Genomic DNA, 23,102 nt, shown 5'->3' on the forward strand with positions numbered 1-23,102 from the left:
CTGTGCACTCATCCTTTTTTTAATTTCTGATAGTATAGCGCCGTATACAAGATCAAGCTGCATAGCGTGATCAAAGGGCCAGCTGTCACAAGCTGATTCCAAAGCACACTGCTGTACATGACGACCTGCTGGCTTGCTTCAAAGGCACCTGCTGGGAGAGCCATGTCAGATCGAGAGACATAAAGAGGCTTGAACAATAAGAAGGCAAAAACAGCTGCATAAATCCCGTGAAGCAAACGAGCGAAGAAAAACGGTTTAAAGCGTATATCTGTTGCCGTCAGAATGCCAGCGACCTGAGCTTGAACAGAAAACCCGCTGAATCCTAATATAAAGCTGACGACAATCGTTTTAGCAAGAAGGGTGACTTCCTGTGACCCTGTCAGCTGACTTCCTAATGTGATTTCAAATAAACCGGCAATCATCGCAAGATCTAATTCTGGCGGAAGGTGCATCGTTTGCAGCATATATCCGATCCCTATGGATAAGAGATCCGTCACATGAACAACTGACAGCATTTTGCTAAACACAGAAAATAAGATAATAAAGCCGCCAATCATAAAGAGTGTTTGGACTGATGACATGACCGCATCACTTAAAATTTGGCCGAGCGGTCTTTTCTCTGCGAGTCTTGCTGTATGAAGAGCGCTGAATGCCTCTTGAAACGGTGGGAATAAAATTTGCTTACGGCTTCTCAGATGTGCATCATGCCGTGCTTTATATCCTCGCATCGTCACCCCAACAGCGAGATTCCCTAAATAATGTGCGCAGGCCAAAACAATTCCTAAAGCTGGATGATGAAAAAAACCAACAGCCACCGCACCGAAAATAAACAATGGGTTCGATGAATTTGTAAAAGAAACGAGGCGCTCTGCTTCGATTTGTGTCAGTTGCCCTTCCTGCCTGAGTCTAGTGGTTAATTTCGCACCAGAAGGAAAGCCTGATGCCATTCCCATCGCTAGGACAAATCCGCCTACACCAGGCACTCGAAAGATGGGGCGCATAAATGGCTCTAATAATACCCCGACAAATCTGACAATCCCGAAACTAATTAATAGCTCGGACAAAATAAAAAAAGGAAGCAATGATGGAAATACAACCTCCCACCACATTGCAAGTCCATTTTTAGACGCTTGCAAAGAGGCTTGTGGATGTGTAATCACAGTGGCTGTTAAAAAGATAAAAAAAGCAGCGATGAACAGAGTGTTCCATTTTTTCATGGAGATTTCGCCCCTTGCCGTTATGATCTATTGGCGAGCTCGTGATCAAAAAAGAAAGAAACTAGCCGAGCCTGTCTTCTATTACTATACGAGCAGAAGGGGCATGTTTAGACCAATAGATTCGTATATATGCATAGAAAAGAGGAGGGTGGATTTTCATGAGGCGACCAGTCATCGGGCTTGCGTTAGGCTCTGGAGGTGCGAGAGGAATGGCACATATCGGAGTTTTATCTAGTCTTGAGAAACAAGGTATTCAGGTAGATATGATTGCTGGCAGCAGTATTGGCGCACTTGTTGGGAGCTTTTATGCGGCAGGACAGGACGTAGAAAAAATGAAAAAACTTGCACTTGTCTTCAGAAAAAAGTATTATGCTGACTATACACTGCCAAAAATCGGTCTTTTAAAAGGAAATCGAATTTTGCAGCTGATTCACACGTTTACATATGGGAAAAAATTCGAAGAATTAAAAATGCCCCTTGCAGTGGTTGCCTGTGACCTCGAGACAGGGGAGAAGGTCGTGTTTAAAAAAGGGTCTGTCTCACAAGCAGTCAGAGCAAGCATCAGCATTCCGGGCGTGTTTGTTCCTCATGAAATGGGCGGCAGACAGCTAGTGGATGGAGCGGTTGTGGACCGCATTCCTGTGTCTGTTTTAAAAGATATGGGCGCAGACCTCATTATCGCCTCTGATGTATCAAGGGTGAAAAAAACAGAAAAGGCGACGAGATTATCGGATGTGATTATGCAAAGTTTGGACATCCTTCAAAATGAATTGGTCCGTCATCAAACCATTCACGCTGATGTCATGATCCGGCCGAGGCTTGAAACATTTAGCTCGAGTGCGTTCGTGCAGGTGCAGGAGATGATTGAAGCAGGTGAGCTTGCCGCAGATCAACTAACAGGTACACTGAAAGATGTCATTGATAAATGGGAGTGTTAATCGAATGAAAAAATTAAATATTCGCTGGCTCAGTTTTTTTGTCGTTATCCTTGTATTATGTGGCTTAACCTTTGTCAAACTGCCATATTACGTGACAAAGCCGGGTGATGCAACCGAGATTGCTCCCCACATTCAAGTAGACGGCGGATATGGCGAGAAGGGCAGCTTCTCTCTTATGACAATTAAAGTAGGTCCAGCCAATCCGTATACGTATTTGCTTGCGAAAATGAATAAATATGATGAAATCGTCCCAGAAGAAAATATTAAAGCGGACGGGGAGTCGGATCAAGATTATATGAAACGGCAGCTGCAGCTGATGAAAAGCTCGCAAGAAAATGCCATGATTGCAGCATATACAAAAGCAGGTAAAAAAGTAGATTATACGTTTAACGGCGTATATGCAAGCTACGTGATGAAAGGAATGCCTGCTTACGGCAAAATTGAAGTGGGCGACCGAATTAAAAGCGTTGATGGCAAGACCTATGATTCTGCTGATAAAATGGTTTCGTATATCAGCAGCAAAAAAGCAGGTACATCTGTCCGTTTTGTCCTTGAACGAAATGGCAAAGACATGACGGAGAAAGTGACGTTAAAACCATTTAAAGAAGAGCCGAATCGAGTTGGAATTGGCGTATCATTATTTACAGACCGAAATGTGAAAGTCTCACCTTCTATTAAGGTGGATATCGAAAATATCGGCGGCCCATCAGCAGGTCTTATGATGTCACTTGAAATTTATAACCAGCTGACAAAAGAAGACGAAACACATGGCTATGCGATTGCAGGAACGGGAACGATTGACGCCGATGGAACGGTCGGTCCAATTGGCGGAATCGATCAAAAGGTCGTGGCGGCAGATAAAGCAGGAAAAGATATATTCTTTGCACCGAATGATAAAGGTGATCCAAATTCAGACTATAGAAATGCTGTCAAAACAGCGAAAGATATTAAAAGTGATATGAAAATTGTGCCTGTAGATACAATGCAAGATGCCCTGAACTATTTAAACAAATTAAAAGAGAAAGCATCTTAATCAAAAAAGAGCAGCCTTCCGCAAGGCTGCTTTTTTTGCTAAGACTGGAAGAGACCAGTCTCTTCATCATATCGGATCGGTGAGGTTTTAAATTCCGCTTCCGTTAAGTTCGTTTGCATCGGCTCACTAACGGGCAGGCTGAAGACGCGGGATGCGCGAATATCAAGATCAAGTGCGGGATGTGAAAAGGCAGACAGCTTACTGACGAGCGGCACGTCCAATTCTTTTTTCACAAGAGATAAGTATTGCTGCCCTTTCTTTGACATACCAAGTAAACGAATATAAGGCGCTTTTTTCTCTTTCAGCAGCTCATGCATGGCACTCTTTTTCACCCTCATTAAGAGATGTGTGTTCATCCGTTGCAGCCTCGTCCACGTATAGCGTTTTGTTTTCACAAGTGATAGATATTCCTCGTAGGAGGACGCATGTGTGATCGCCTTTTGCATGCGGTGTTCGATGCCTTCTTCGATTTCATAGATGCCTTCTAGTTCTGCCGTATCCATTGTGTGAAAAACGTGTTTTAAGAAGCTAAAGTAGGCTTCTTGTGTATGTAGAAGACCATATGAAGAATGATAGTCATGTAATTGCTTGAGCGTAGCTTCTGGGAGATAAGGGGCGACTGTTTCAAATGTACCATGATCTTTTAACGCTTTTCGTATACTTGTTGCGCTTGCGATTTTCTGATTTTCAGGTAGTTCTTCATCATGATAACCAGATGAAATCCTTTGAGAGGTAAAGGGCTGCATGTGAGGGGATCTCTCCAAGATGGCTTTGACATAATGGAAACCTAAAATGTTATTGGGCAGAGACAGATCCAGTAAGTGCTTAGGATCAATCACCTCTTGAAACGCAGCAGCAGCAGCAGCTGGATAACTAAGGCCCTCTTTTACTTTTCCTTTTGTGAAAAGGTCAATTTCTTCTTTTTTCTCATGCCAAGCACGAGCTGTTCGCTCGAATGCTTTGATGTCACCATCCTCGCTGCCGAAAAAAAGGGAGCGGCATTTTAAAGCATCTAGAATCGCCACAGCACCGTTTGCAAAGGTTTCTGCCTTTTGCACTGCGTATATGTATGGAAGCTCACACACAATGTCTACACCGTTTTGCAGTGCCATTTTTGTCCGCGCCCATTTTGAGACGATGGCAGGCTCACCGCGCTGGAGGAAGGAACCGCTCATGACGGCAATGGCAACATCTGAGGAGGTATGTGTTTTCGCCTGACGAACATGATAGGCATGTCCATAATGAAATGGATTATACTCGACAACGACTCCTGTTGCTTTCAATAGATGTTCCGCCTTTCTTGCTATGGTTAAATGGTCTATGCTACAGTAGCATAAGGGAAAAATGAAGCCCATTTTTTTCAGTGTAGGCATTCCGAGAACTGATGTCAAACAACGCTCTGACATCACAAAGGACTGTAAAGAAAAAATATTGACAAATAACATGAGGAAAGCTATAATCATGTTTGTTGCTCTTAGAGGTGATACAATTGAAATGGACAGTTTATCAGTTACATCAAAAAGCTAAAAACAGCTTCGATTTTCATGAGACGGTTGACTTAAATGAACTTACTAGCCTTCATTCAGATATACGTCGCATTTCACCGGTAGAGGTGAAAGGGACTGGAGTGATCGAATCAAAGCAAGTCGCATTTGATTTAACCATCACAGGTGAAATGACATTGCCTTGTTCAAGAACGCTTGTTGATGTAAATTATCCATTTGCGATTTCAACGAAAGAACTATTTGTACTTCATAAGACAGACGACATAGAAGATGAAGACGTTTCTATTGTAGAAGACGACATCATCGACTTAACGCCTTTAGTCAAGGAAGAAATTCTTCTTGAAGTGCCGATGCAAATCTTTTGCGACCAAACGGACGTAAAAGGTGCTGCACCACAAGAAGGGAATGACTGGGCGGTCATTTCGGAAGATGCACATCAAAACCGAATTGATCCGCGTCTGGAAGGCTTGAAGAAGCTCTTAGAAGAAAATAATGAATCTTAACTTAACTCTTTAAGGAGGTGGGAATAATGGCTGTACCTTTTAGAAGAACTTCTAAAATGAAAAAAAGATTGCGTCGTACGCATTTCAAACTACAAGTACCTGGTATGGTAGCTTGCCCAGAATGCGGTGAAATGAAAATTTCTCATCGTGTCTGCAAATCTTGCGGAACATACAAAGGCAAAGACGTAAAAAGCAACTAATGCTTGATAAAAAAACGTGAGGGAATTCTTCCCTTGCGTTTTTTTATTTGTCTATTTTTTAGGTTTCTCCCCTGCAAATAGTCTATCTACTCTAGTAGGCGCATATGATGTGGTATTCAGATTCAGGGGGGATGATCAATTGACGATTACAAGGCAGGACGCATGGACACAGGATGAAGATTTACTTTTAGCAGAAGTTGTCTTAAGGCACATTCGAGACGGAGGAACGCAGCTTTCCGCATTTGAGGAAGTCGGGAAAGCATTGTCAAGAACAGCGGCAGCATGTGGTTTCAGGTGGAACTCATACGTTAGAAAACAATATCAGGCAGGCATAGAGCTGGCAAAAAAACAGCGGAAAGAATTGCGCAAAAAAATAGGTATTCATTCCTCTGGTTTACCACAGCATGCGTTAACCATAGAAGAGAAGACTACTTCAAATCAGGCTGAATTGACCCTTCGAGAAGTGATTCAGTTTTTAGAGCAGCTTGAAAAAGAACCTGATGGACCTACTCATTTACGCGAAGAACTGGCAGATGCACAGCATCAATTGAAGTCACTTACAGAAGAAAATGAACACTTAAAGCGGCAATTAAAAATGACAGAAGAAGATTACCGGGCACTCATAGGTATTGTTGAAAGAGTCAAACAGAATATCAGCTTAAAAGAATATGCTAAATAAAGAGACGCCCCTCACAGAGAAAGGAGGGGCGTTTTGTGATCAGCCTTTAAGCGGATTCACCTGTATTTTTTTGAATATGTGCGGGCTCCCAGATGAGTGGATTTTCACCCTTATCGCGCTCCATATCATATTTGACTGCTTCAAAGCCCATTTTATCCCAAAAACCAGCAGATTTGACGCGCGGATTGGTCCGAATTGGCAATCCGAACGATTTAGCGAATTCAACAAGTGCTTCGCCATACCCTTTGCGCTGATACCCAGGAAGCACTTCCAGCTTCCACAGCTCTAAATAATCATGGTTGTGGTTAAAATACGTTGTCGTTGAGCCGTCCACTTGATAAAGGCTCATACGTGCCACTAGCTTATCTCCAAAATAAATCCCATAAAATGGAGAGTTGCTGTCATTTTCAATCATATTGCTTTCAAGGTCTTCGAGCATGGATAGCTCTTGTATGCCGTATTCCTTAAATTGTTTAAATTCCTCTAACGTTTTGTAATTAATTAGAAGTCGTTTTACTTGTGCCATATGATCTTCCCCCTTACACACATAATGTCGACAGTGATGTCATTGAAGGCGTTTTCATCCCACCCGCCTCAAAAAGTTTTTACACTTATTATTATAGTTTTTAAATTAAAAAAATTCAATCATAGCGCGCCATCTGCTTTTTGCATCACGACATGAACCTGTTAAAATAGTTGATATCATGAAGTAAACGAAAAAGGGATGTGCGGCAGTTGAATATTGGAATCATTGGCGGCGGTGCGATTGGTCTGCTTTGTGCTAGTTATTTATCACAGCATCATGACGTCACAGTCTTTACAAGAAGAAACGAACAGGCAGAAGAGATTCGAGCAGTAGGCATTGAGCGAACAGTAAAAGGAGAAACATGCCAGGCGGCTGTTCATGCACAGACAGGAATAACAGGAGAATTTGATTTGCTCATCGTGACAGTGAAATATCATCATTTGCAAGATGTACTTGGTGAACTATCGACATTACCTCCTCATCGTATCTTATTCTTACAGAACGGAATGGCTCACTTATTAGATTTGGAGAATTGGAAAACGGGACATTCATTATACATAGGTGTGGTAGAGCACGGAGCTATGAAGATGTCAGATCATGCAGTGAACCATACAGGTATCGGTGTCATCAAGTGGGGGGCATTTCAGCATGAGGAAGCAGCTGATATAAAAAAAGCATTGAATGAGACATCATCTCATTTTCAGATGATCTATACGGATGAATGGAAAAAGGTGCTGGAGGAAAAACTGCTTGTCAATGTCTGTATTAATCCACTCACGGCTTTGCTGCATGTGAGAAACGGGGAATTGAACGCAAACCCTTCATATGAATACATGATGAAATGTGCATTCGAAGAAGCAGTTTCCATCTTGGGCTTACCTGAAAAAGAGCGGCTCTGGTCTTATGTAGTCTCTGTTTGTGAGAAAACGGCTGAGAATCAGTCGTCTATGCTTCAAGATATAGTGAAAGGCCGCCAAACCGAAAGAAAAGCCATCCTTGGCTATCTTTTAAAAAAGGCTCAAGCTCACAGCGTTGCGGCGCCACATCTCACTTTCTTTGATCGAAGCTTGGAAGTATTGGAAAAAAAGCAAACAAAATCTTTTGAGTGAGCTCATTTACATGCTATACTTTTTTCGGGAAACTAACTATTTATTGAAGAAAGGAAGTTCTAAACATGCAATTGACTGAACTTTCCATCCGAAGTCAGAATTTATTCATACGTGATTATATAGAAGAAAAAAAAGAGATGATGACTTTTTTTGATTATGATATACATTCTGAGCACACATGGAAAAAGAGATACGACGATCTCATGGAAATGAGCTTCCCGCGCGAGGCTTTAGCGGATTATATGAGCGCGTACCACGCAAAGTTTGAATCGAAAGCGATGCGCCAGAACATTGAAAAGATCCGTGATGAACGGAGTGTCATGGTGGTCGGAGGACAGCAGGCTGGTCTATTAACAGGACCGCTTTATACCATACATAAAATCATATCCATCATTCAGTTTGCAAAAGAAAAAGAAACAGAGCTTGGCGTCCCGGTGATTCCGGTCTTTTGGGTAGCCGGTGAGGATCATGACGTAGATGAAATTAATTTTGTGTACACATCTGGCGAAAAAGGGCCAGTGAAACAAAAGCTGTCATTACATAACGTCAAAAAAGCGGCTGCGAAAAGAATCCCGCTTGATCAAGAAAAAACCGAGACATGGCTCCGTGAAGTGTTTTCAACGTATGAAGAATCAGCATACACCAATGACTTGTTTGATCAGCTTCTTCGATGTTTACGCAAATCACAAACGTTTACTGATTTCTTTGAATGGATTGTATGTGACCTCTTTGAAGAGGATGGACTGCTTTTATTTAATTCGGGGGACTTAGGTGTCAAACCACTCGAGCGTCCGTTATTCAAGCACATTGTCGAGACAAATGATGCAGTTACTGCTCGCTTAAATGAATCGCAGGCTGCTATGAAACGAGCAGGATATCAGCCAATTATTGAAGCTGGTGACAATCAGGCGAATCTGTTTTACGAATATGATGAGGAACGTTTCCTGATTGAAAAAGAGAACGGCCGGTTTTCTATATCAGAAGTGGGGCTTACGTGGACGAAGGAAGAGCTTTTGCAGGAAGTGGAGGAGCACCCAGAACGGTTTAGCAACAATGTGGTGACGCGTCCCTTGATGCAGGAAACGCTTCTCCCGACACTTGCCTTTATGGCAGGACACGGTGAGGTTAACTATTGGGGAGAACTGAAAGGAATCTTTGAGCATTTTAAATTAAAGATGGCGCCTGTTCTTCCGAGACTGCATGTAACCCTTCTTGAAAGGCACATCGACAAGAAACTGTCAGTTAGAGAACTGTCGGTAGAAGAAGTGCTGACAAATGGAGTGAAAGAAAAGAAAGAAGCGCACTTTCAGCAAAGTCTTCCAGACAGCTTTGTTCAAGCGGTTCAACACGCCAAACGTGAATTAGCAAATGCTCATGACGTGATGAGACAAGAAGCACTGGAGATTGAACCAAACTTCGAGCAGCTGCTAGATAAAAATGCCAAATTTATTGAAGACCAGCTTCAATTTGTTTATCAAAAAGTGGCGCAGCGTGTGGAAGAGAAGGAAGGATATATCCTTCGGGACTTTGAACGGATTGAAAATAGTTTAAAACCACTAGATGCTCCGCAAGAAAGAATTTGGAATATCATGTACTTTTTAAACAAATATGGTCCAGAATTCTTCAAAACATTCAAAAATATGCCATTTTCATTTCAAAACAAGCAACAAATTGTCAAACTTTGAAATAAAGTTTTAATGAACCCTGACTAGTTCAGGGTTTTTTTTTATGTAGAAACAGTGTAGAATAAGTTTTGTGGAGAGAAGTGGTGGATAGTGGAGAGTATGGGTGAGAAAGTGGGGCTCTGATTATCATGTTCATGGGTGAATACCAACATACGATTGATACAAAAGGGCGCATGATCATCCCTGCTAAATTTAGAGACGGTCTTGGAGAACAGTTTGTGCTGACGAGAGGGCTTGATCAATGTTTATTTGGCTACCCTATGAGTGAGTGGAAACTAATCGAAGAGAAACTCAAGGCACTACCGCTAACGAAAAAAGATGCACGTGCGTTTACCCGGTTCTTCTTCTCTGGCGCAGTCGAATGCGATCTGGACAAGCAGGGGCGTATTAACATCGCATCAAACCTACTCCAATATGCAAAACTCGAAAAAGAATGTGTGGTCATCGGCGTTTCAAATCGAATTGAGTTGTGGAGTAAGTCGATCTGGGAACAATATACAGAAGAGCAAGAAGATTCTTTTGCTGAAATTGCTGAAAACATGATTGGATTTGATATATAATAATCCCTTGTGCAGCAAGCTTTCTACACATTCATTTCTATTTGAAAAAGGTGGGACCATAACATCATGTTTCAACATGAGACAGTATTATTAAAAGAAACAGTTGACGGTTTAAACGTAAAAGAAGACGGTACATATGTGGACTGCACGCTAGGCGGAGCAGGTCATAGCTCATATTTACTATCTCAATTATCAGAAAAAGGAACATTGATTGGATTTGACCAAGACGATGCTGCACTGGATCATGCACGAGAGAAGCTCGCGGATTCTAAAGCGAACATTCTTTTCATAAAAAGCAACTTCCGATATTTAAAAGAACGTCTGAATGAACAAGGTATTACAAGCGTAGACGGTGTGATTTTTGACCTTGGGGTATCATCTCCTCAGCTCGACACACCAGAGAGAGGCTTTAGTTATCACCATGATGCACCTCTTGACATGCGAATGGATCAATCAGCCGCATTGTCGGCAAAAAAAGTGGTGAATGAATGGCCATTTGAAGATCTAGTTCGGATTTTCTACAAATATGGGGAAGAAAAGTTCAGCAAGCAAATCGCACGCAAAATTGAAGAAGCAAGAAAAAAAGCGCCAATTGAAACAACGGGTGAGCTTGTCGACATTATCAAAGAAGGAATTCCGGCACCTGCAAGACGAACTGGCGGACATCCAGCAAAAAGAGTGTTTCAAGCGATCCGAATTGCCGTAAATGATGAATTGAAAGTATTTGAAGAAGCACTAGAACAAGCAATAGAGTTACTCAATCCGAAGGGGAGAATTTCTGTCATTACATTCCATTCACTTGAAGACCGGATTTGTAAAAGTACATTTAGAGAAATGTCTTCTCTTCCAGAACTTCCGCACGGACTACCAGTGATTCCAGAAGGACTTGAACCAAAGCTGAAGCTGATCACGAGAAAACCGATCGTTGCATCAGAACAAGAGCTGGAACATAACAACCGTGCCCGTTCAGCGAAGCTCCGAATTGCAGAAAAAAAGTAAAACGACACCATAGATGATGATAAAAAGGAGGTTTCTTATGAGTAATTTGGCTTACCAAAGAGAAGTGAAGCACCATCAAACAGAGCAGCAAGGCCAATCGGTTGTCATTAAAAGAAGAGGTTCTATCACACTTGGTGAAAAAATCTTACTTGTCATGTTTGTCATGGCTCTTATGTGCAGCTCGATTCTCATCATTTCTAAAGCTTTTGCTGTCTATCACGCCAATATCGAAGTGCAGAAGCTAGAACAGCAAGTATCTTTAGAATCGAAGAAGATCACTGAGCTACAAAAGGAAAAAGACTTGCTGAGTGAACCAGAAAGAATCATTGATGCCGCAAAAAAAGCAGGCTTAACTATTTCGAAAGATGTTAAGAAGGTCGATTAACATGGCGATGCCTAAAAAGAATAAAATGATGAACAGAGGCGCGGCAATTGCGAGTATTTGCTTCGCCCTGTTTTTCTTTATCATCCTAGCACGTTTTATCTATATTCAAATTACAGGAACGGTTGATGGACAAGTATTAGCTGCCAAGGCAAATGAACAATATCAATCGAAGAAAACACTTGAAGCAAAAAGAGGATCTATTTTAGACCGGAATGGAAATGTGATCGCTGAGGATACATCTGTGTATAAGCTCATTGCGGTCATGAGCAAGAAAATGACAGTGGACCCTAAGCATCCAATGCATGTCGTCGATAAAGAAAAGACGGCAAAAGAGCTCTCGAAAGTCATCGATATGAGTGAAAGCGAAATTTTAAAGCGTCTCAATACAAAAGATGCATTCCAAGTGGAGTTTGGTAAAGCGGGGAAGGATATTAGTTTTTCAACGAAGGAAAAAATTGAAAAGCTAAAGCTTCCAGGTGTTGCTTTTGAAAAAGACACGAAGCGATATTATCCTAACGGCATGTTTGCTTCTAACCTAATCGGTTATGCCAGATTAAATGAGGCGACAAAGGACATGTCAGGTGCAATGGGACTTGAGAAGGCACTGAACAAATTTTTAAAAGAAAAAGACGGCTATGTGACATATAACAGTGACAGAAGCGGATGGGCATTGCCGAATAGTAAAGAAGACATTGTCGCCCCGAAAGACGGGAAAAATGTCACGCTGACCATCGATCAGAAAATTCAAGCGTTTCTTGAAGAAAGTATGACGCAGGTTGCCAAAAAGTATAAGCCGAAGAAAATCATTGCCACAGTCGTTGATCCGAAAACTGGGAAGGTTCTCGCGATGGGGCAGCGGCCAAGCTTTAATTTAAATGAACTAGACATTACGAATTATAACAATGATGTGATTTCATATGCGTTTGAACCAGGTTCAACGATGAAGATCTTTACCCTCGCTGCGGCGATCCAAGAAGGGGTCTACCAAGGCAATGACAAATATCAATCTGGTACTTATAAAGTAGGCGGCGGCCTTGTGCGAGACCACAACAACGGAAATGGCTGGGGGAAAATTGACTTTCATCAAGGAGTTCTTCGCTCGTCAAATGTGGCCTTTGCAAAGCTTGCAAAAGAAAAACTAGGCTTCACACGCTACGAACAATATTTGCAGAAGTTCCATTTCTATGACAAAACGGGGATTGACTTGCCGAACGAAGCGTCTAGTAAAATCAATTATAGATATGAATATGACAAAGCATCGACAGCTTATGGTCAAGCATCAGCCATCACACCGATTCAACAAATCGAAGCAGCCACTGCGATAGCAAACGGCGGAACAATGATGAAGCCATATGTCATTGACCATATTACAGACCCGAACACAAACAAAACGATTTTGCAGCACGAACCAACAGCGGCAGGAAAACCGATTTCATCTGATACAGCGAAGCAAGTTCGTGACATTTTAGGTGAGGTTGTTTCCTCGAAAATTGGAACAGGTCAGCCTTATCAAATCAAAGGCTTCGACGTTGCTGGAAAAACAGGAACGGGACAAATTGGCGGTGCCGGCGGTTACCTCCAAGGAAGAAACGATTACGTCTTTTCATTTATGGGAATGGCGCCAAAAGATGATCCGAAGCTACTTGTTTATGTGGCTGTCCAGCAGCCGCAGCTGTCTGAAACAGAAACGGGGTCAGCTCCGGTTTCTCAAATCTTTAACCCTGTCATGAAAAATAGTTTGCTATATTTAAATATTGCACCAACAAAAACAGACGATAAGAAATCAGGCGAACAAAAAGTGAAACAAGAAACGATGCCTTCATTCCTGGATTTAGAAGTGAAGCAGGCAGAAACAGAAGTCAAAAATAAACACTTAACACCTGTTGTCATCGGCGACGGTCTGTCCATTAAACGCCAGTGGCCGAGTGCGGGCTCTGAATTCTCTGAAAGCCAGAAAGTCTTCTTGAAAACAGCAGGGAAAACCATTAAGATGCCTGATATGACAGGCTGGTCCAGAAGAGAAGTCCTTCAATATGCTTCGATTGCCGGTGTGCATATAGAAACAAATGGACAAGGATATGCTGTGAAACAAAGTGTCAAAAGTGGAGCGGAGATTTCAGACAAAGTCGTCACTGTGACATTTAAAAGCCCAAATTAACTGTAAACCTAGCAAATCACTTGCTAGGTTTTTTCTTTTGCTCCAGCAGAATATCACGGTGCGTTCTACAAAAGGACGGACCTGCATATGATGAAAACAAGCCATATGTAAGGAGTGAACCGGGCGTGCGAGTGTCGAGTGTAACAGTGAGAAAACGATTGCTTTTCGTGCTGTTGTTTGGGGTGATCATTTTTTTCATCATAGATACTAGATTAGGATATGTGCAGTTTATTATGGGTGAGAAGCTGACAAGCTTAGCAAAAGATTCATGGAGCCGAAACCTTCCATTCGAACCGGAACGAGGAGATATTTTGGACCGGAATGGGGTAGAGCTTGCGACGAACAAAAGTGCTCCATCTATTTTGGTCGTCCCTCGGCAAATTAAAGATCCTGCAGAAACAAGTAAGAAATTGGCAGCTGTGCTGAATATGTCTGAAGAAAAAGCGTACAAGCACGTCACGAAAAAAACATCAATTGAACGAATTTCTCCTGAGGGCAGAAAGGTATCTCATGAAAAAGCAAAAGAAGTAAGAGAGCTTGATTTAGAAGGTGTGTATGTAGCAGAAGACAGCATCAGACATTATCCGTTTGGCAGCTTTCTTTCACATGTACTGGGCTTTGCTGGAATCGATAATCAAGGCTTACTTGGACTTGAAGCCTACTATGACGATGACCTAAAAGGCGAAAAAGGGTCTGTGAAGTTTTATTCTGATGCAAAAGGGCAGAAAATGCCAGATGAAGCAGACGATTATACACCGCCTAAAGATGGTCTTGATATGAAATTAACAGTCGATGCAAAAGTACAAACCATCATAGAACGGGAATTAGACAACGCGCAGGCAAAGTATAATCCAGATGGTATGATTGCGATTGCGATGAATCCGAAAAATGGTGAAGTGCTAGGAATGTCAAGCAGACCAGATTTTGATCCAGCTGACTATCAATCAGTTGACTCAAAAGTGTTTAACCGAAATCTTCCGGTGTGGAGCACATATGAGCCGGGTTCGACATTTAAAATTATTACACTTGCAGCAGCATTAGAAGAGAAGAAAGTGAATTTAAAACGCGATTCATTTTTTGACAGCGGATCTGTGACAGTTGATGGTGCAAGACTCAGGTGCTGGAAAAAAGGCGGGCACGGATCACAGTCATTCTTGGAAGTAGTTCAAAATTCCTGTAACCCCGGCTTTGTAGAGCTAGGAGACCGTCTTGGTAAAGAAAAATTATTTTCTTATATCAAAAATTTCGGATTTGGCCAAAAAACCGGAATTGACCTTCAAGGAGAAGGGCGGGGAATTTTGTTCCCGCTTGATCGTGTAGGTCCTGTAGAGCAGGCGACCACCGCCTTTGGTCAAGGTGTATCTGTTACGCCAATTCAACAAGTAGCTGCAGTAGCAGCTGCAGTAAATGGCGGGACACTTTACACGCCTTATATTGCAAAAGAATGGATAGATCCAATCACAAAAGAGGTTGTGAAAAAGCAATCACCGATTGCCAAAAAGAAAGTGATTTCAGCAGAGACATCTAAAGAAATCAGGTATGCACTTGAAAGTGTAGTCGCTCAAGGAACTGGCCGAAATGCATTTGTTGAAGGGTATCGGGTCGGCGGAAAAACAGGAACAGCACAGAAGGTAAAGGACGGAAAGTATATGGAGAATAACCACATTGTGTCGTTTATCGGATTTGCGCCTGCAGATGACCCAAGTATCGTAGTCTATGTAGCTGTGGATAATCCAAAAGGCACCATTCAATTTGGTGGTACCGTTGCCGCACCAATTGTTGGTCATATTATGCGGGATAGCCTGCCTGAGATGGGTGTGAAAAAAAGAAAAGGCCAAATTGAAAAGAAGTATCAGTGGCTGGACACAAAAACCATTGAAGTACCGAATCTTGTAGGAGGATCTGTTTCAGATCTTGAATCCCTCTTGATCAACCTAAAGATCGATGCCTCAGGAACTGGCAGTAAAGTAGTGAAGCAATCACCTGCTGCTGGGACAAAGGTCAAAGAAGGCTCCACGATCAGATTATACTTAAACGATGAATAATAAAGAATGAACAGAGGGTAGCCGCACTCATTTGGCTGCCTCTTTTTGTTGAAAGAGAAGGCCAGTTTGAAAAAAAGAGTCCAAAGTGTGTTTTTTCCAACAGAAACTTAAGGAATACGCTGGATGTATCCTTTTTTTTACGATAAAATATAGACTGTGTGTTTTTTTCACAAGACATGCACGTGAACGAATTTGAGAGGTTTGATATGAAAATGAAATTACAAGAACTGCTTACATACTTTAAAAGTGAAAACAACGAATTGATAAACGAAAATCCTGATATCACTTCCATTGAAATGGATTCAAGAGAGGTGAAAAAGGGAAGCCTTTTTGTCTGTATAAAAGGTTATACAGTAGATGGACACGATTATGCTGAAAAAGCGGTGAAAAGCGGGGCTGCTGCCATTGTAGCAGAACACCCTCTTAACATAACAGAGGTACCAGTCATTATTGTGAAACACTCTCAAAGAGCACTTGCAAGAATAGCTGATGCGTTTTATGAACAGCCCACTCATAAGCTGAATCTCATCGGGATCACAGGCACAAACGGAAAAACCTCAACAACACACATGATCGAACAAATGATGAGAAAAGCCGAGAAGAAAACAGGTTTAATCGGTACGATGTATATGAAGGTGAATGATGACATTCTCGACGTGAAAAACACCACACCTGAAAGTGTCACACTTCAAAAAACGTTTAAACAGATGCTTGATCAAGATGTAGACACAGCCATCATGGAAGTATCATCACATGCCCTCCATCTTGGCAGGGTGCATGGATGTGATTATGATATTGCTGTTTTCACAAATCTTACGCAGGACCATCTTGACTACCACAACACAATGGAAGAATATAAACATGCGAAAAGCTTGCTGTTTTCTCAGCTCGGAAGTGCCTTTCATCACAATAAACCGAAGCATGCGATTTTAAATGCAGATGATGAGGCTTCGAGTTATTTTGAAAAAGTCACAGCTGCTGAAGTCATGACGTATGCCCTAGAGCGAAAAGCAGATGTCATGGCAAAAAATATTCAAATCATGCCGAAGGGAACTCAATTTGATTTGGTCACTCCAATCGGCACCAAGAAAGTGACGGTTGCCCTCGTCGGAAAGTTCAATGTGTATAATATCCTCGCAGCGGTATCAGTTGGGATCGTATCTGGCTTAACATTTGAGACGATCGTGAGTGCGATTGAAGAGCTGGAAGGAGTCAAGGGCAGATTTGAACTTGTAAACTGCGATCAAGACTTCCCTGTCATCGTCGATTACGCACATACACCTGATAGTTTAGAAAATGTCCTCACAACATGTAAAGAATTAACAGAGGGCAAAATTTTCTGCGTGATTGGCTGCGGCGGCGACCGTGATAAAACAAAGCGTCCTCAAATGGCTCAAATCGCTGTGAAATATGCAGATGAACCTGTATTTACATCAGACAATCCAAGAAGCGAAGATCCTTCAGCCATTTTAAAAGATATGGAAAACGGGGTACCAGACGCATATTATCATAGCTTTGTGAATCGAAAACAAGCGATCTTCTTTGCCATTGCCAATGCGAAAAAAGGCGATACAGTCTTAATAGCCGGTAAAGGCCATGAGACCTATCAAATTATTGACGATCAAGTCTATGACTTTGATGATGCAAAGGTTGCTATTGACGCTATTTTAGATCTAAACAAATCTTAAAATGATGAAAAGAGTGTAATGAAATGAAGCATTTTGTACAAAAACAACATACGAAGAACGCGAATGAATACCATAATAATGAATGCAATTTTCTGATGGAAAACGGCTTTGGAAATTCGGAAGGAGTAAAGAACGATGCTTGAACAGGTGATATTGTTTACAATCATAATGGGATTTTTAATCAGTGTTCTTTTATCCCCGATTTTTATACCGTTTTTAAGAAGACTAAAATTTGGTCAAAGTATTAGAGAAGAGGGCCCGCAGTCCCACCAAAAGAAATCTGGGACGCCGACAATGGGCGGCATCATGATTATCTTTTCTATCACTATTACAACAATTGTGATGATCAACAAATTTTCTGAGATTAGTCCAGAAATGTTTTTACTGTTATTTGTCACACTTGGTTACGGCCTATTAGGATTTTTAGATGATTATATTAAAGTAGCGATGAAACGAAATCTTGGATTAACATCGAAACAGAAATTAATCGGTCAAATTGTGATCGCTGTGATCTTTTATGCAGTTTTCCATTATTATCAGTTTGCAACGACGATTCGCATTCCAGGAACAGACGTCAGCTTTGATTTAGGATGGGCTTACTTTATCCTTGTTGTTTTCATGCTTGTCGGAGGTTCTAATGCCGTAAACTTAACAGATGGACTGGATGGCCTCTTATCTGGAACCGCTGCTATTGCTTTCGGAGCATTTGCTATACTGGCTTGGAATCAATCCCAGTATGATGTAGCGATCTTTTCAGTAGCTGTTGCAGGAGCCGTTCTTGGCTTCCTTGTGTTTAACGCACATCCTGCAAAAGTATTTATGGGTGATACAGGTTCTCTAGCATTAGGCGGAGCCATTGTAGCAATTGCGATTTTAACGAAGCTTGAAATTTTACTTGTCATTATTGGTGGAGTATTTGTTGTTGAGACGTTATCCGTTATTCTTCAAGTCATCTCCTTTAAAACAACCGGCAAAAGAATCTTTAAGATGAGTCCGCTTCATCACCACTATGAGTTAGTTGGCTGGTCAGAGTGGAGAGTAGTTGTCACCTTCTGGACAGCTGGTTTATTACTTGCTGTTTTAGGAATTTACATCGAGGTGTGGTTATAATTGAATAAGATGCAAATGTTAAAAAACGAACATGTACTAGTATTAGGTCTTGCTAAAAGCGGATATGCGGCAGCTTCAATTCTTCATGAACATGGAGTAAATGTGACGGTAAATGATCAAAAACCGTTTGAAGAAAATGAACCTGCTCAGCTACTTTCTGAAAAGGGGATTGATGTCATTTGTGGCAGTCATCCTCTTCGTATATTCGAAGATAAAGACATTACAATTTTAATTAAAAATCCAGGCATTCCATATGAAAATGTGATGGTTCAAGAAGCGCTTCGCCGCCAAATTCCAGTTTGGACGGAAATAGAATTAGCGTATCATTTAACCTCATCTCCTTTTATTGGGATTACTGGATCGAATGGAAAAACCACTACCACGACATTGATTTATGAAATGCTGAAACAAGACAGCCAAAAAACATTAGTGGCGGGTAATATTGGAACAGTTGCCAGTGAAGTCGCTGCAAATGCAGCTGGCGATGAGTGGATCGTAACAGAACTCTCTTCTTTTCAGTTAATGGGAACAGTTGAATTTAGACCTAAAATCAGCTTAATATTAAATATTTTTGATGCACATTTAGATTATCACCACACTCGTGATGAATATGAAAAAGCAAAGCAGAAAGTATTCGCACATCAACAAGAAGATGACATCGCTGTAATTAACCTAGATGATCCTTCCGTTGTAAAACTAGCAGAAGGTTCAAAAGCAAAAAAAGTGTTTTTCTCAGTGAAAGAGCCAGTAGAACATGGTGCGTTTATTCAACATGGTGCAATTTACTACATGAATGAACATATCATTGATGTAAAGGATGTTGTCCTTCCTGGTGAGCATAATCAAGAAAACATTCTGGCAGCTATTTGTGTTGTAAAAAATGCAGGCTGCTCAAATGAAGCGATCACACGCGTACTCACCACATTTGGTGGGGTGAAGCATCGTCTGCAATTTGTAGATACAATTCAGAGTCGGAAATTTTATAACGATAGCAAGGCGACCAATATACTGGCAACAACTAAAGCATTGTCAGCCTTCGAACAACCGACTATTTTATTAGCAGGTGGACTTGATCGAGGCAATGAATTTGATGAGTTGAAACCTTTTATGAAACATGTCAAAGGAATTATCACATTTGGTGAGACTGCACCTAAGTTTGTGAAGCTTGGTGAAGAGCTTGGAATACATCACGTAAAACATGTCGATAATGTTGAACAAGCAGTACCTGCGGCGTTTAACATATCTGAAGAAGAAGACGTGATTTTATTATCTCCGGCTTGTGCAAGCTGGGATCAACATAAAACATTTGAAGAACGTGGAGACATGTTTGTAAACGCCGTGCATATGCTTAAATAAGGGCTTGTCTCTCATATGACTGACAGCCCAAATGAAATTATGCTTGGGGTGTCGGTCTCTTGACGAATAAGAAAACTTCTCCGGATTTTTTGCTTGTTGTCATTACGTTACTTTTATTGACGATTGGTTTAATTATGGTGTACAGCGCTAGTGCAGTGTGGGCATCGTATAAATTTGATGATTCGTTTTATTTTGCAAAAAGACAGCTTTTGTTTGCCGGAATCGGAGTTATCGCAATGTTTTTCATTATGCGAGTCGATTATTGGACGTGGCGGACTTGGTCAAAGATATTGATTGCTGTTTGTTTTCTCCTTTTGCTGCTTGTACTTATTCCTGGTATCGGTATGGAGAGAAATGGATCAAGAAGCTGGATCGGTGTCGGTGCGTTTAGTATTCAGCCCTCTGAATTTATGAAGCTTGCGATGATTGCGTTTCTTGCAAAATTCTTATCTGAAAAGCAAAAAAATATCACATCCTTTCGAAAAGGTTTTGCCCCAGCTTTAGGCATTGTATTTTCTGCATTTGCCATCATCATGCTTCAACCGGATCTGGGAACAGGAACGGTGATGGTTGGAACCTGTATTATTATGATATTTGTTTCAGGTGCGAGAATTGCTCACTTTATATTTCTCGGTCTTATAGGGCTCAGCGGGTTCGCTGCACTTGTCTTATCAGCACCCTACCGAATAAAACGAATTACATCTTATTTAAATCCTTGGGAAGATCCACTAGGCAGTGGGTTTCAAATTATTCAGTCCTTATACGCTGTTGGTCCAGGTGGTCTGTTCGGAATGGGACTTGGTCAAAGTAGACAAAAATTCTTCTATTTACCTGAGCCCCAAACGGACTTCATCTTTGCGATATTGTCTGAAGAGCTTGGCTTTATAGGGGGATCACTCATTTTACTCCTCTTTAGTGTTCTATTATGGAGAGGCATACGAATAGCACTTGGAGCCCCAGACTTATATGGGAGTTTCCTAGCAGTTGGTATTATTTCAATGGTTGCCATTCAAGTAATGATTAACATCGCAGTTGTCACTGGACTTATTCCTGTGACAGGTATCACGCTCCCATTCCTTAGTTATGGCGGCTCATCATTGACATTAATGCTGATGGCGATTGGCGTACTTCTTAATGTCAGCAGGTACGCAAGATATTAGCGTGCTGAAGCTAATGAAACCATGTTGACGTTTATTTTGCAAAAGTATAAAAAAATGATTTGAAGAGTGAAAATGACAGTTTTTGTTTCGAAAACGTTTATTTTGACTCTTCTTTACAGGTTTTAATGAAGCCCTGTTGTTTAAAACAGGGTTTATACTTTGTTCAGAGCAGAAAAAAATTGAGGGGAAATGGTATAATGCGTATAGTAATCAGTGGAGGCGGAACAGGCGGACATATTTATCCGGCCTTAGCCTTTATTAAAGAAGTGAAAAGACTGCATCCTGATGTGGAATTTTTATATATCGGTACTGAAAATGGACTTGAAAAGAAAATTGTAGAAAGAGAAAATATCCCTTTCAAGGCAATAGAAATTTCAGGTTTTAAACGAAAGCTTTCCTTTGATAACGTCAAAACGGTGATGAGATTTTTAAAAGGCGTTCAAAAAAGCAAATCTTACTTAAAAGAATTCAAGCCTGATGCGGTTATTGGAACAGGCGGTTATGTGTGTGGGCCTGTTGTTTATGCGGCTTCTAAGCTGAAGATCCCGACCATTATACACGAACAAAACAGCCTGCCTGGTATTACAAATAAGTTCCTAGCGAGATATGTTAATAGGGTAGCCATATGCTTTGATGAGGCAAAGGCACATTTTCCTTCTGAAAAGGTTGTATTTACGGGAAACCCTAGAGCCTCTGAAGTCGTCTCTATAAAAGAGGGGAAATCTCTTAAAGAATTCGGGCTCGATGAAAAGAAAAAAACGGTTCTTATTTTCGGCGGGAGTCGAGGTGCTGCTCCTATCAATAGAGCAGTGATCGAAATGCAAGATGATTTAAAGGCTAAAAACTACCAGCTTTTATATATCACAGGTGAGGTTCATTATGAAAAAGTGTTGAATGAACTAAAGGAAAAAGGTGCAGCACCTAATATGATCACCAAACCTTTCTTGCATCAAATGCCAGAGTACCTGAAATCGATCGATGTGATTGTTGCAAGAGCAGGAGCTACAACAATTGCTGAAGTAACGGCTCTTGGAATCCCAACCATTTTTATTCCGAGCCCATACGTGACGGCAAATCATCAGGAAATCAATGCAAGATCACTTGAAAAACATGATGCTGCGATTGTTTTAAGAGAATCAGAGCTTTCAGGAGATCGTTTGCTGCATGCCATTGATGAAATTGCTGGTAATGAAGAAAAACTCAACCAAATGAGCCGTTTAACGAAAGAACTCGGAGTACCAGATGCGGCTACACGTTTATATAATGTGTTAAAAGAAATTACAACTACATGATGGAATGATATTAGGTAAGGCGGAGGGTAATATGGAGAACTTGAAGAATGAATTATTAGAAGCGCAAGTTGGTAAAGTACTTGAAAATGAGCCGCTTGCAAATCATACAACAATGAAAATAGGCGGACCAGCAGATCTTTTGATCATCCCAAAAGATATCGATGCAGTGAAAACGATCATGGATCATGTGAAAAAACACCATACGAATTGGACGGTCATTGGAAGAGGATCTAATTTACTTGTCCTTGATAAGGGAATTCGAGGAGTTGTCCTAAAGCTAGGTGCTGGACTGGATCACTTAACTGTAAATGATGAAGAAATTACAGTAGGCGGCGGCTACTCTGTCGTAAGGCTCGCGACATCACTTAGTAAACAGGGTCTTTCAGGACTGGAATTCGCAGCTGGTATTCCGGGATCTATTGGAGGCGCTGTTTATATGAACGCAGGTGCACATGGATCTGATATCAGTAAGATTCTTGTGAAAGCCAGAATCTTATTTGAAGATGGAAGCATCGAGTGGCTCACAAATGAACAAATGAATTTTAGCTATCGAACGTCAGTCCTACAAAAGGAACGACCTGGCATTGTTCTAGAAGCTGTGTTTAAGCTCAAGCAGGATGACCGCGAAAAAATCACAAAGAAGATGCAGCAAAATAAAGATTATCGTAAAGAAACTCAGCCTTATAACCGGCCATGTGCTGGCAGTATTTTTCGAAATCCGCTGCCTGAATATGCAGGACAGCTTGTAGAAAAAGCGAATTTAAAAGGATACCAAATCGGCGGAGCTAGAATTTCTGATATGCACGGCAACTTTATTGTCAACGCTGGTGGAGCAACTGCTCAAGACGTGCTGGACTTAATTCAGTTCATCCAAAAGAAAATTAAAGAAGACTGCAACGTAGAGATGCATACAGAAGTAGAAATTATCGGTGAAGAAAATTAACAGCTAGTTTT

The 23,102-nt window shown here is 41.2% G+C and carries 21 protein-coding genes; 18 read left to right on the forward strand and 3 right to left on the reverse strand.

From position 1 onward, the window contains the following. Positions 1-8 precede the first annotated feature (8 nt). Positions 9-1,217 (reverse strand): sporulation integral membrane protein YlbJ, encoded by a 1,209-nt coding sequence (gene ylbJ, locus NSS78_RS07265; protein ID WP_309216654.1) that lies wholly within the window; start codon positions 1,215-1,217, stop codon positions 9-11. A gap of 158 nt (positions 1,218-1,375) precedes the next feature. On the opposite strand from ylbJ, the gene NSS78_RS07270 reads away from it, so the two are divergent. Together NSS78_RS07270 and NSS78_RS07275 are read left to right on the forward strand one after the other, a co-directional pair. Next, positions 1,376-2,155, forward strand: a complete 780-nt coding sequence (locus NSS78_RS07270; RefSeq protein WP_050945106.1) for a patatin-like phospholipase family protein — start codon at positions 1,376-1,378, stop codon at positions 2,153-2,155. A 4-nt stretch (positions 2,156-2,159) separates the two neighbouring features. After that, positions 2,160-3,188 (forward strand): SepM family pheromone-processing serine protease, encoded by a 1,029-nt coding sequence (locus tag NSS78_RS07275; RefSeq protein WP_050945105.1) that lies wholly within the window; start codon positions 2,160-2,162, stop codon positions 3,186-3,188. A 38-nt stretch (positions 3,189-3,226) separates the two neighbouring features. Here NSS78_RS07275 and NSS78_RS07280 read toward each other — a convergent pair whose 3' ends face one another. Next, positions 3,227-4,471: a nucleotidyltransferase gene (locus tag NSS78_RS07280; RefSeq protein WP_050945466.1), complete on the reverse strand. Its 1,245-nt coding sequence runs from the start codon at positions 4,469-4,471 to the stop codon at positions 3,227-3,229. A gap of 206 nt (positions 4,472-4,677) precedes the next feature. Here NSS78_RS07280 and NSS78_RS07285 point away from each other — a divergent pair, with 206 nt between their 5' ends. From NSS78_RS07285 to gerR, 3 genes are all read left to right on the forward strand, one after another. Beyond that, positions 4,678-5,196, forward strand: coding sequence for a DUF177 domain-containing protein (locus tag NSS78_RS07285; protein WP_003210956.1), 519 nt, complete (start codon positions 4,678-4,680; stop codon positions 5,194-5,196). Positions 5,197-5,222: 26 nt separating this feature from the next. Beyond that, positions 5,223-5,396: a 50S ribosomal protein L32 gene (gene rpmF, locus NSS78_RS07290; RefSeq protein ID WP_008354700.1), complete on the forward strand. Its 174-nt coding sequence runs from the start codon at positions 5,223-5,225 to the stop codon at positions 5,394-5,396. A gap of 139 nt (positions 5,397-5,535) precedes the next feature. Next, a complete protein-coding gene (gene gerR, locus NSS78_RS07295; RefSeq protein WP_050945104.1) occupies positions 5,536-6,075 on the forward strand; it encodes a sporulation-specific transcriptional regulator GerR in 540 nt (179 codons plus the stop codon). A gap of 46 nt (positions 6,076-6,121) precedes the next feature. Here the strand turns inward: gerR and NSS78_RS07300 are convergent, their stop codons facing one another. Beyond that, positions 6,122-6,601 (reverse strand): N-acetyltransferase, encoded by a 480-nt coding sequence (locus tag NSS78_RS07300; RefSeq protein ID WP_003211702.1) that lies wholly within the window; start codon positions 6,599-6,601, stop codon positions 6,122-6,124. A 209-nt stretch (positions 6,602-6,810) separates the two neighbouring features. Here NSS78_RS07300 and NSS78_RS07305 point away from each other — a divergent pair, with 209 nt between their 5' ends. The 13 genes from NSS78_RS07305 (at position 6,811) to murB (ending at position 23,091) form a co-directional block, all read left to right on the forward strand. After that, positions 6,811-7,710, forward strand: coding sequence for a 2-dehydropantoate 2-reductase (locus NSS78_RS07305; RefSeq protein ID WP_309216655.1), 900 nt, complete (start codon positions 6,811-6,813; stop codon positions 7,708-7,710). A gap of 65 nt (positions 7,711-7,775) precedes the next feature. Next, positions 7,776-9,395, forward strand: coding sequence for a bacillithiol biosynthesis cysteine-adding enzyme BshC (bshC, locus tag NSS78_RS07310; RefSeq protein ID WP_309216656.1), 1,620 nt, complete (start codon positions 7,776-7,778; stop codon positions 9,393-9,395). Positions 9,396-9,523: 128 nt separating this feature from the next. Next, entirely contained in the window at positions 9,524-9,955 is a 432-nt protein-coding gene (gene mraZ / locus NSS78_RS07315; protein ID WP_003211163.1) for a division/cell wall cluster transcriptional repressor MraZ, read from the forward strand. Positions 9,956-10,021: 66 nt separating this feature from the next. Then, positions 10,022-10,954: a 16S rRNA (cytosine(1402)-N(4))-methyltransferase RsmH gene (rsmH, locus tag NSS78_RS07320; RefSeq protein ID WP_003210993.1), complete on the forward strand. Its 933-nt coding sequence runs from the start codon at positions 10,022-10,024 to the stop codon at positions 10,952-10,954. A 37-nt stretch (positions 10,955-10,991) separates the two neighbouring features. Then, positions 10,992-11,339, forward strand: a complete 348-nt coding sequence (gene ftsL / locus NSS78_RS07325; RefSeq protein WP_106029731.1) for a cell division protein FtsL — start codon at positions 10,992-10,994, stop codon at positions 11,337-11,339. A 7-nt stretch (positions 11,340-11,346) separates the two neighbouring features. Then, positions 11,347-13,497, forward strand: coding sequence for a penicillin-binding protein (locus NSS78_RS07330; RefSeq protein ID WP_034620042.1), 2,151 nt, complete (start codon positions 11,347-11,349; stop codon positions 13,495-13,497). Positions 13,498-13,622: 125 nt separating this feature from the next. Then, positions 13,623-15,542 carry a stage V sporulation protein D gene (locus tag NSS78_RS07335; protein WP_012009866.1) on the forward strand — a complete coding sequence of 640 codons (1,920 nt, stop codon included), beginning with the start codon at positions 13,623-13,625 and terminating at the stop codon, positions 15,540-15,542. 212 nt (positions 15,543-15,754) lie between these two features. Further along, complete coding sequence (locus NSS78_RS07340; protein ID WP_050945101.1) at positions 15,755-17,230, forward strand: UDP-N-acetylmuramoyl-L-alanyl-D-glutamate--2,6-diaminopimelate ligase; 1,476 nt, start codon at positions 15,755-15,757, stop codon at positions 17,228-17,230. Positions 17,231-17,365: 135 nt separating this feature from the next. Next, positions 17,366-18,340 carry a phospho-N-acetylmuramoyl-pentapeptide-transferase gene (mraY, locus tag NSS78_RS07345; RefSeq protein WP_003211854.1) on the forward strand — a complete coding sequence of 325 codons (975 nt, stop codon included), beginning with the start codon at positions 17,366-17,368 and terminating at the stop codon, positions 18,338-18,340. Continuing rightward, a complete protein-coding gene (gene murD, locus NSS78_RS07350) occupies positions 18,341-19,696 on the forward strand; it encodes a UDP-N-acetylmuramoyl-L-alanine--D-glutamate ligase (protein ID WP_050945099.1) in 1,356 nt (451 codons plus the stop codon). A 59-nt stretch (positions 19,697-19,755) separates the two neighbouring features. Next, positions 19,756-20,856 carry a stage V sporulation protein E gene (spoVE, locus tag NSS78_RS07355; protein WP_003212197.1) on the forward strand — a complete coding sequence of 367 codons (1,101 nt, stop codon included), beginning with the start codon at positions 19,756-19,758 and terminating at the stop codon, positions 20,854-20,856. Positions 20,857-21,053: 197 nt separating this feature from the next. Next, complete coding sequence (murG, locus tag NSS78_RS07360; protein WP_003212323.1) at positions 21,054-22,148, forward strand: undecaprenyldiphospho-muramoylpentapeptide beta-N-acetylglucosaminyltransferase; 1,095 nt, start codon at positions 21,054-21,056, stop codon at positions 22,146-22,148. Positions 22,149-22,179: 31 nt separating this feature from the next. After that, positions 22,180-23,091 (forward strand): UDP-N-acetylmuramate dehydrogenase, encoded by a 912-nt coding sequence (murB, locus tag NSS78_RS07365; protein WP_212045840.1) that lies wholly within the window; start codon positions 22,180-22,182, stop codon positions 23,089-23,091. The last annotated feature ends 11 nt before the right edge of the window (positions 23,092-23,102 follow it).

The sequence above is a fragment of the Bacillus sp. FSL W8-0920 genome (assembly GCF_038593215.1).
Taxonomy (GTDB): Bacteria; Bacillota; Bacilli; order Bacillales; family Bacillaceae; genus Bacillus; species Bacillus pumilus.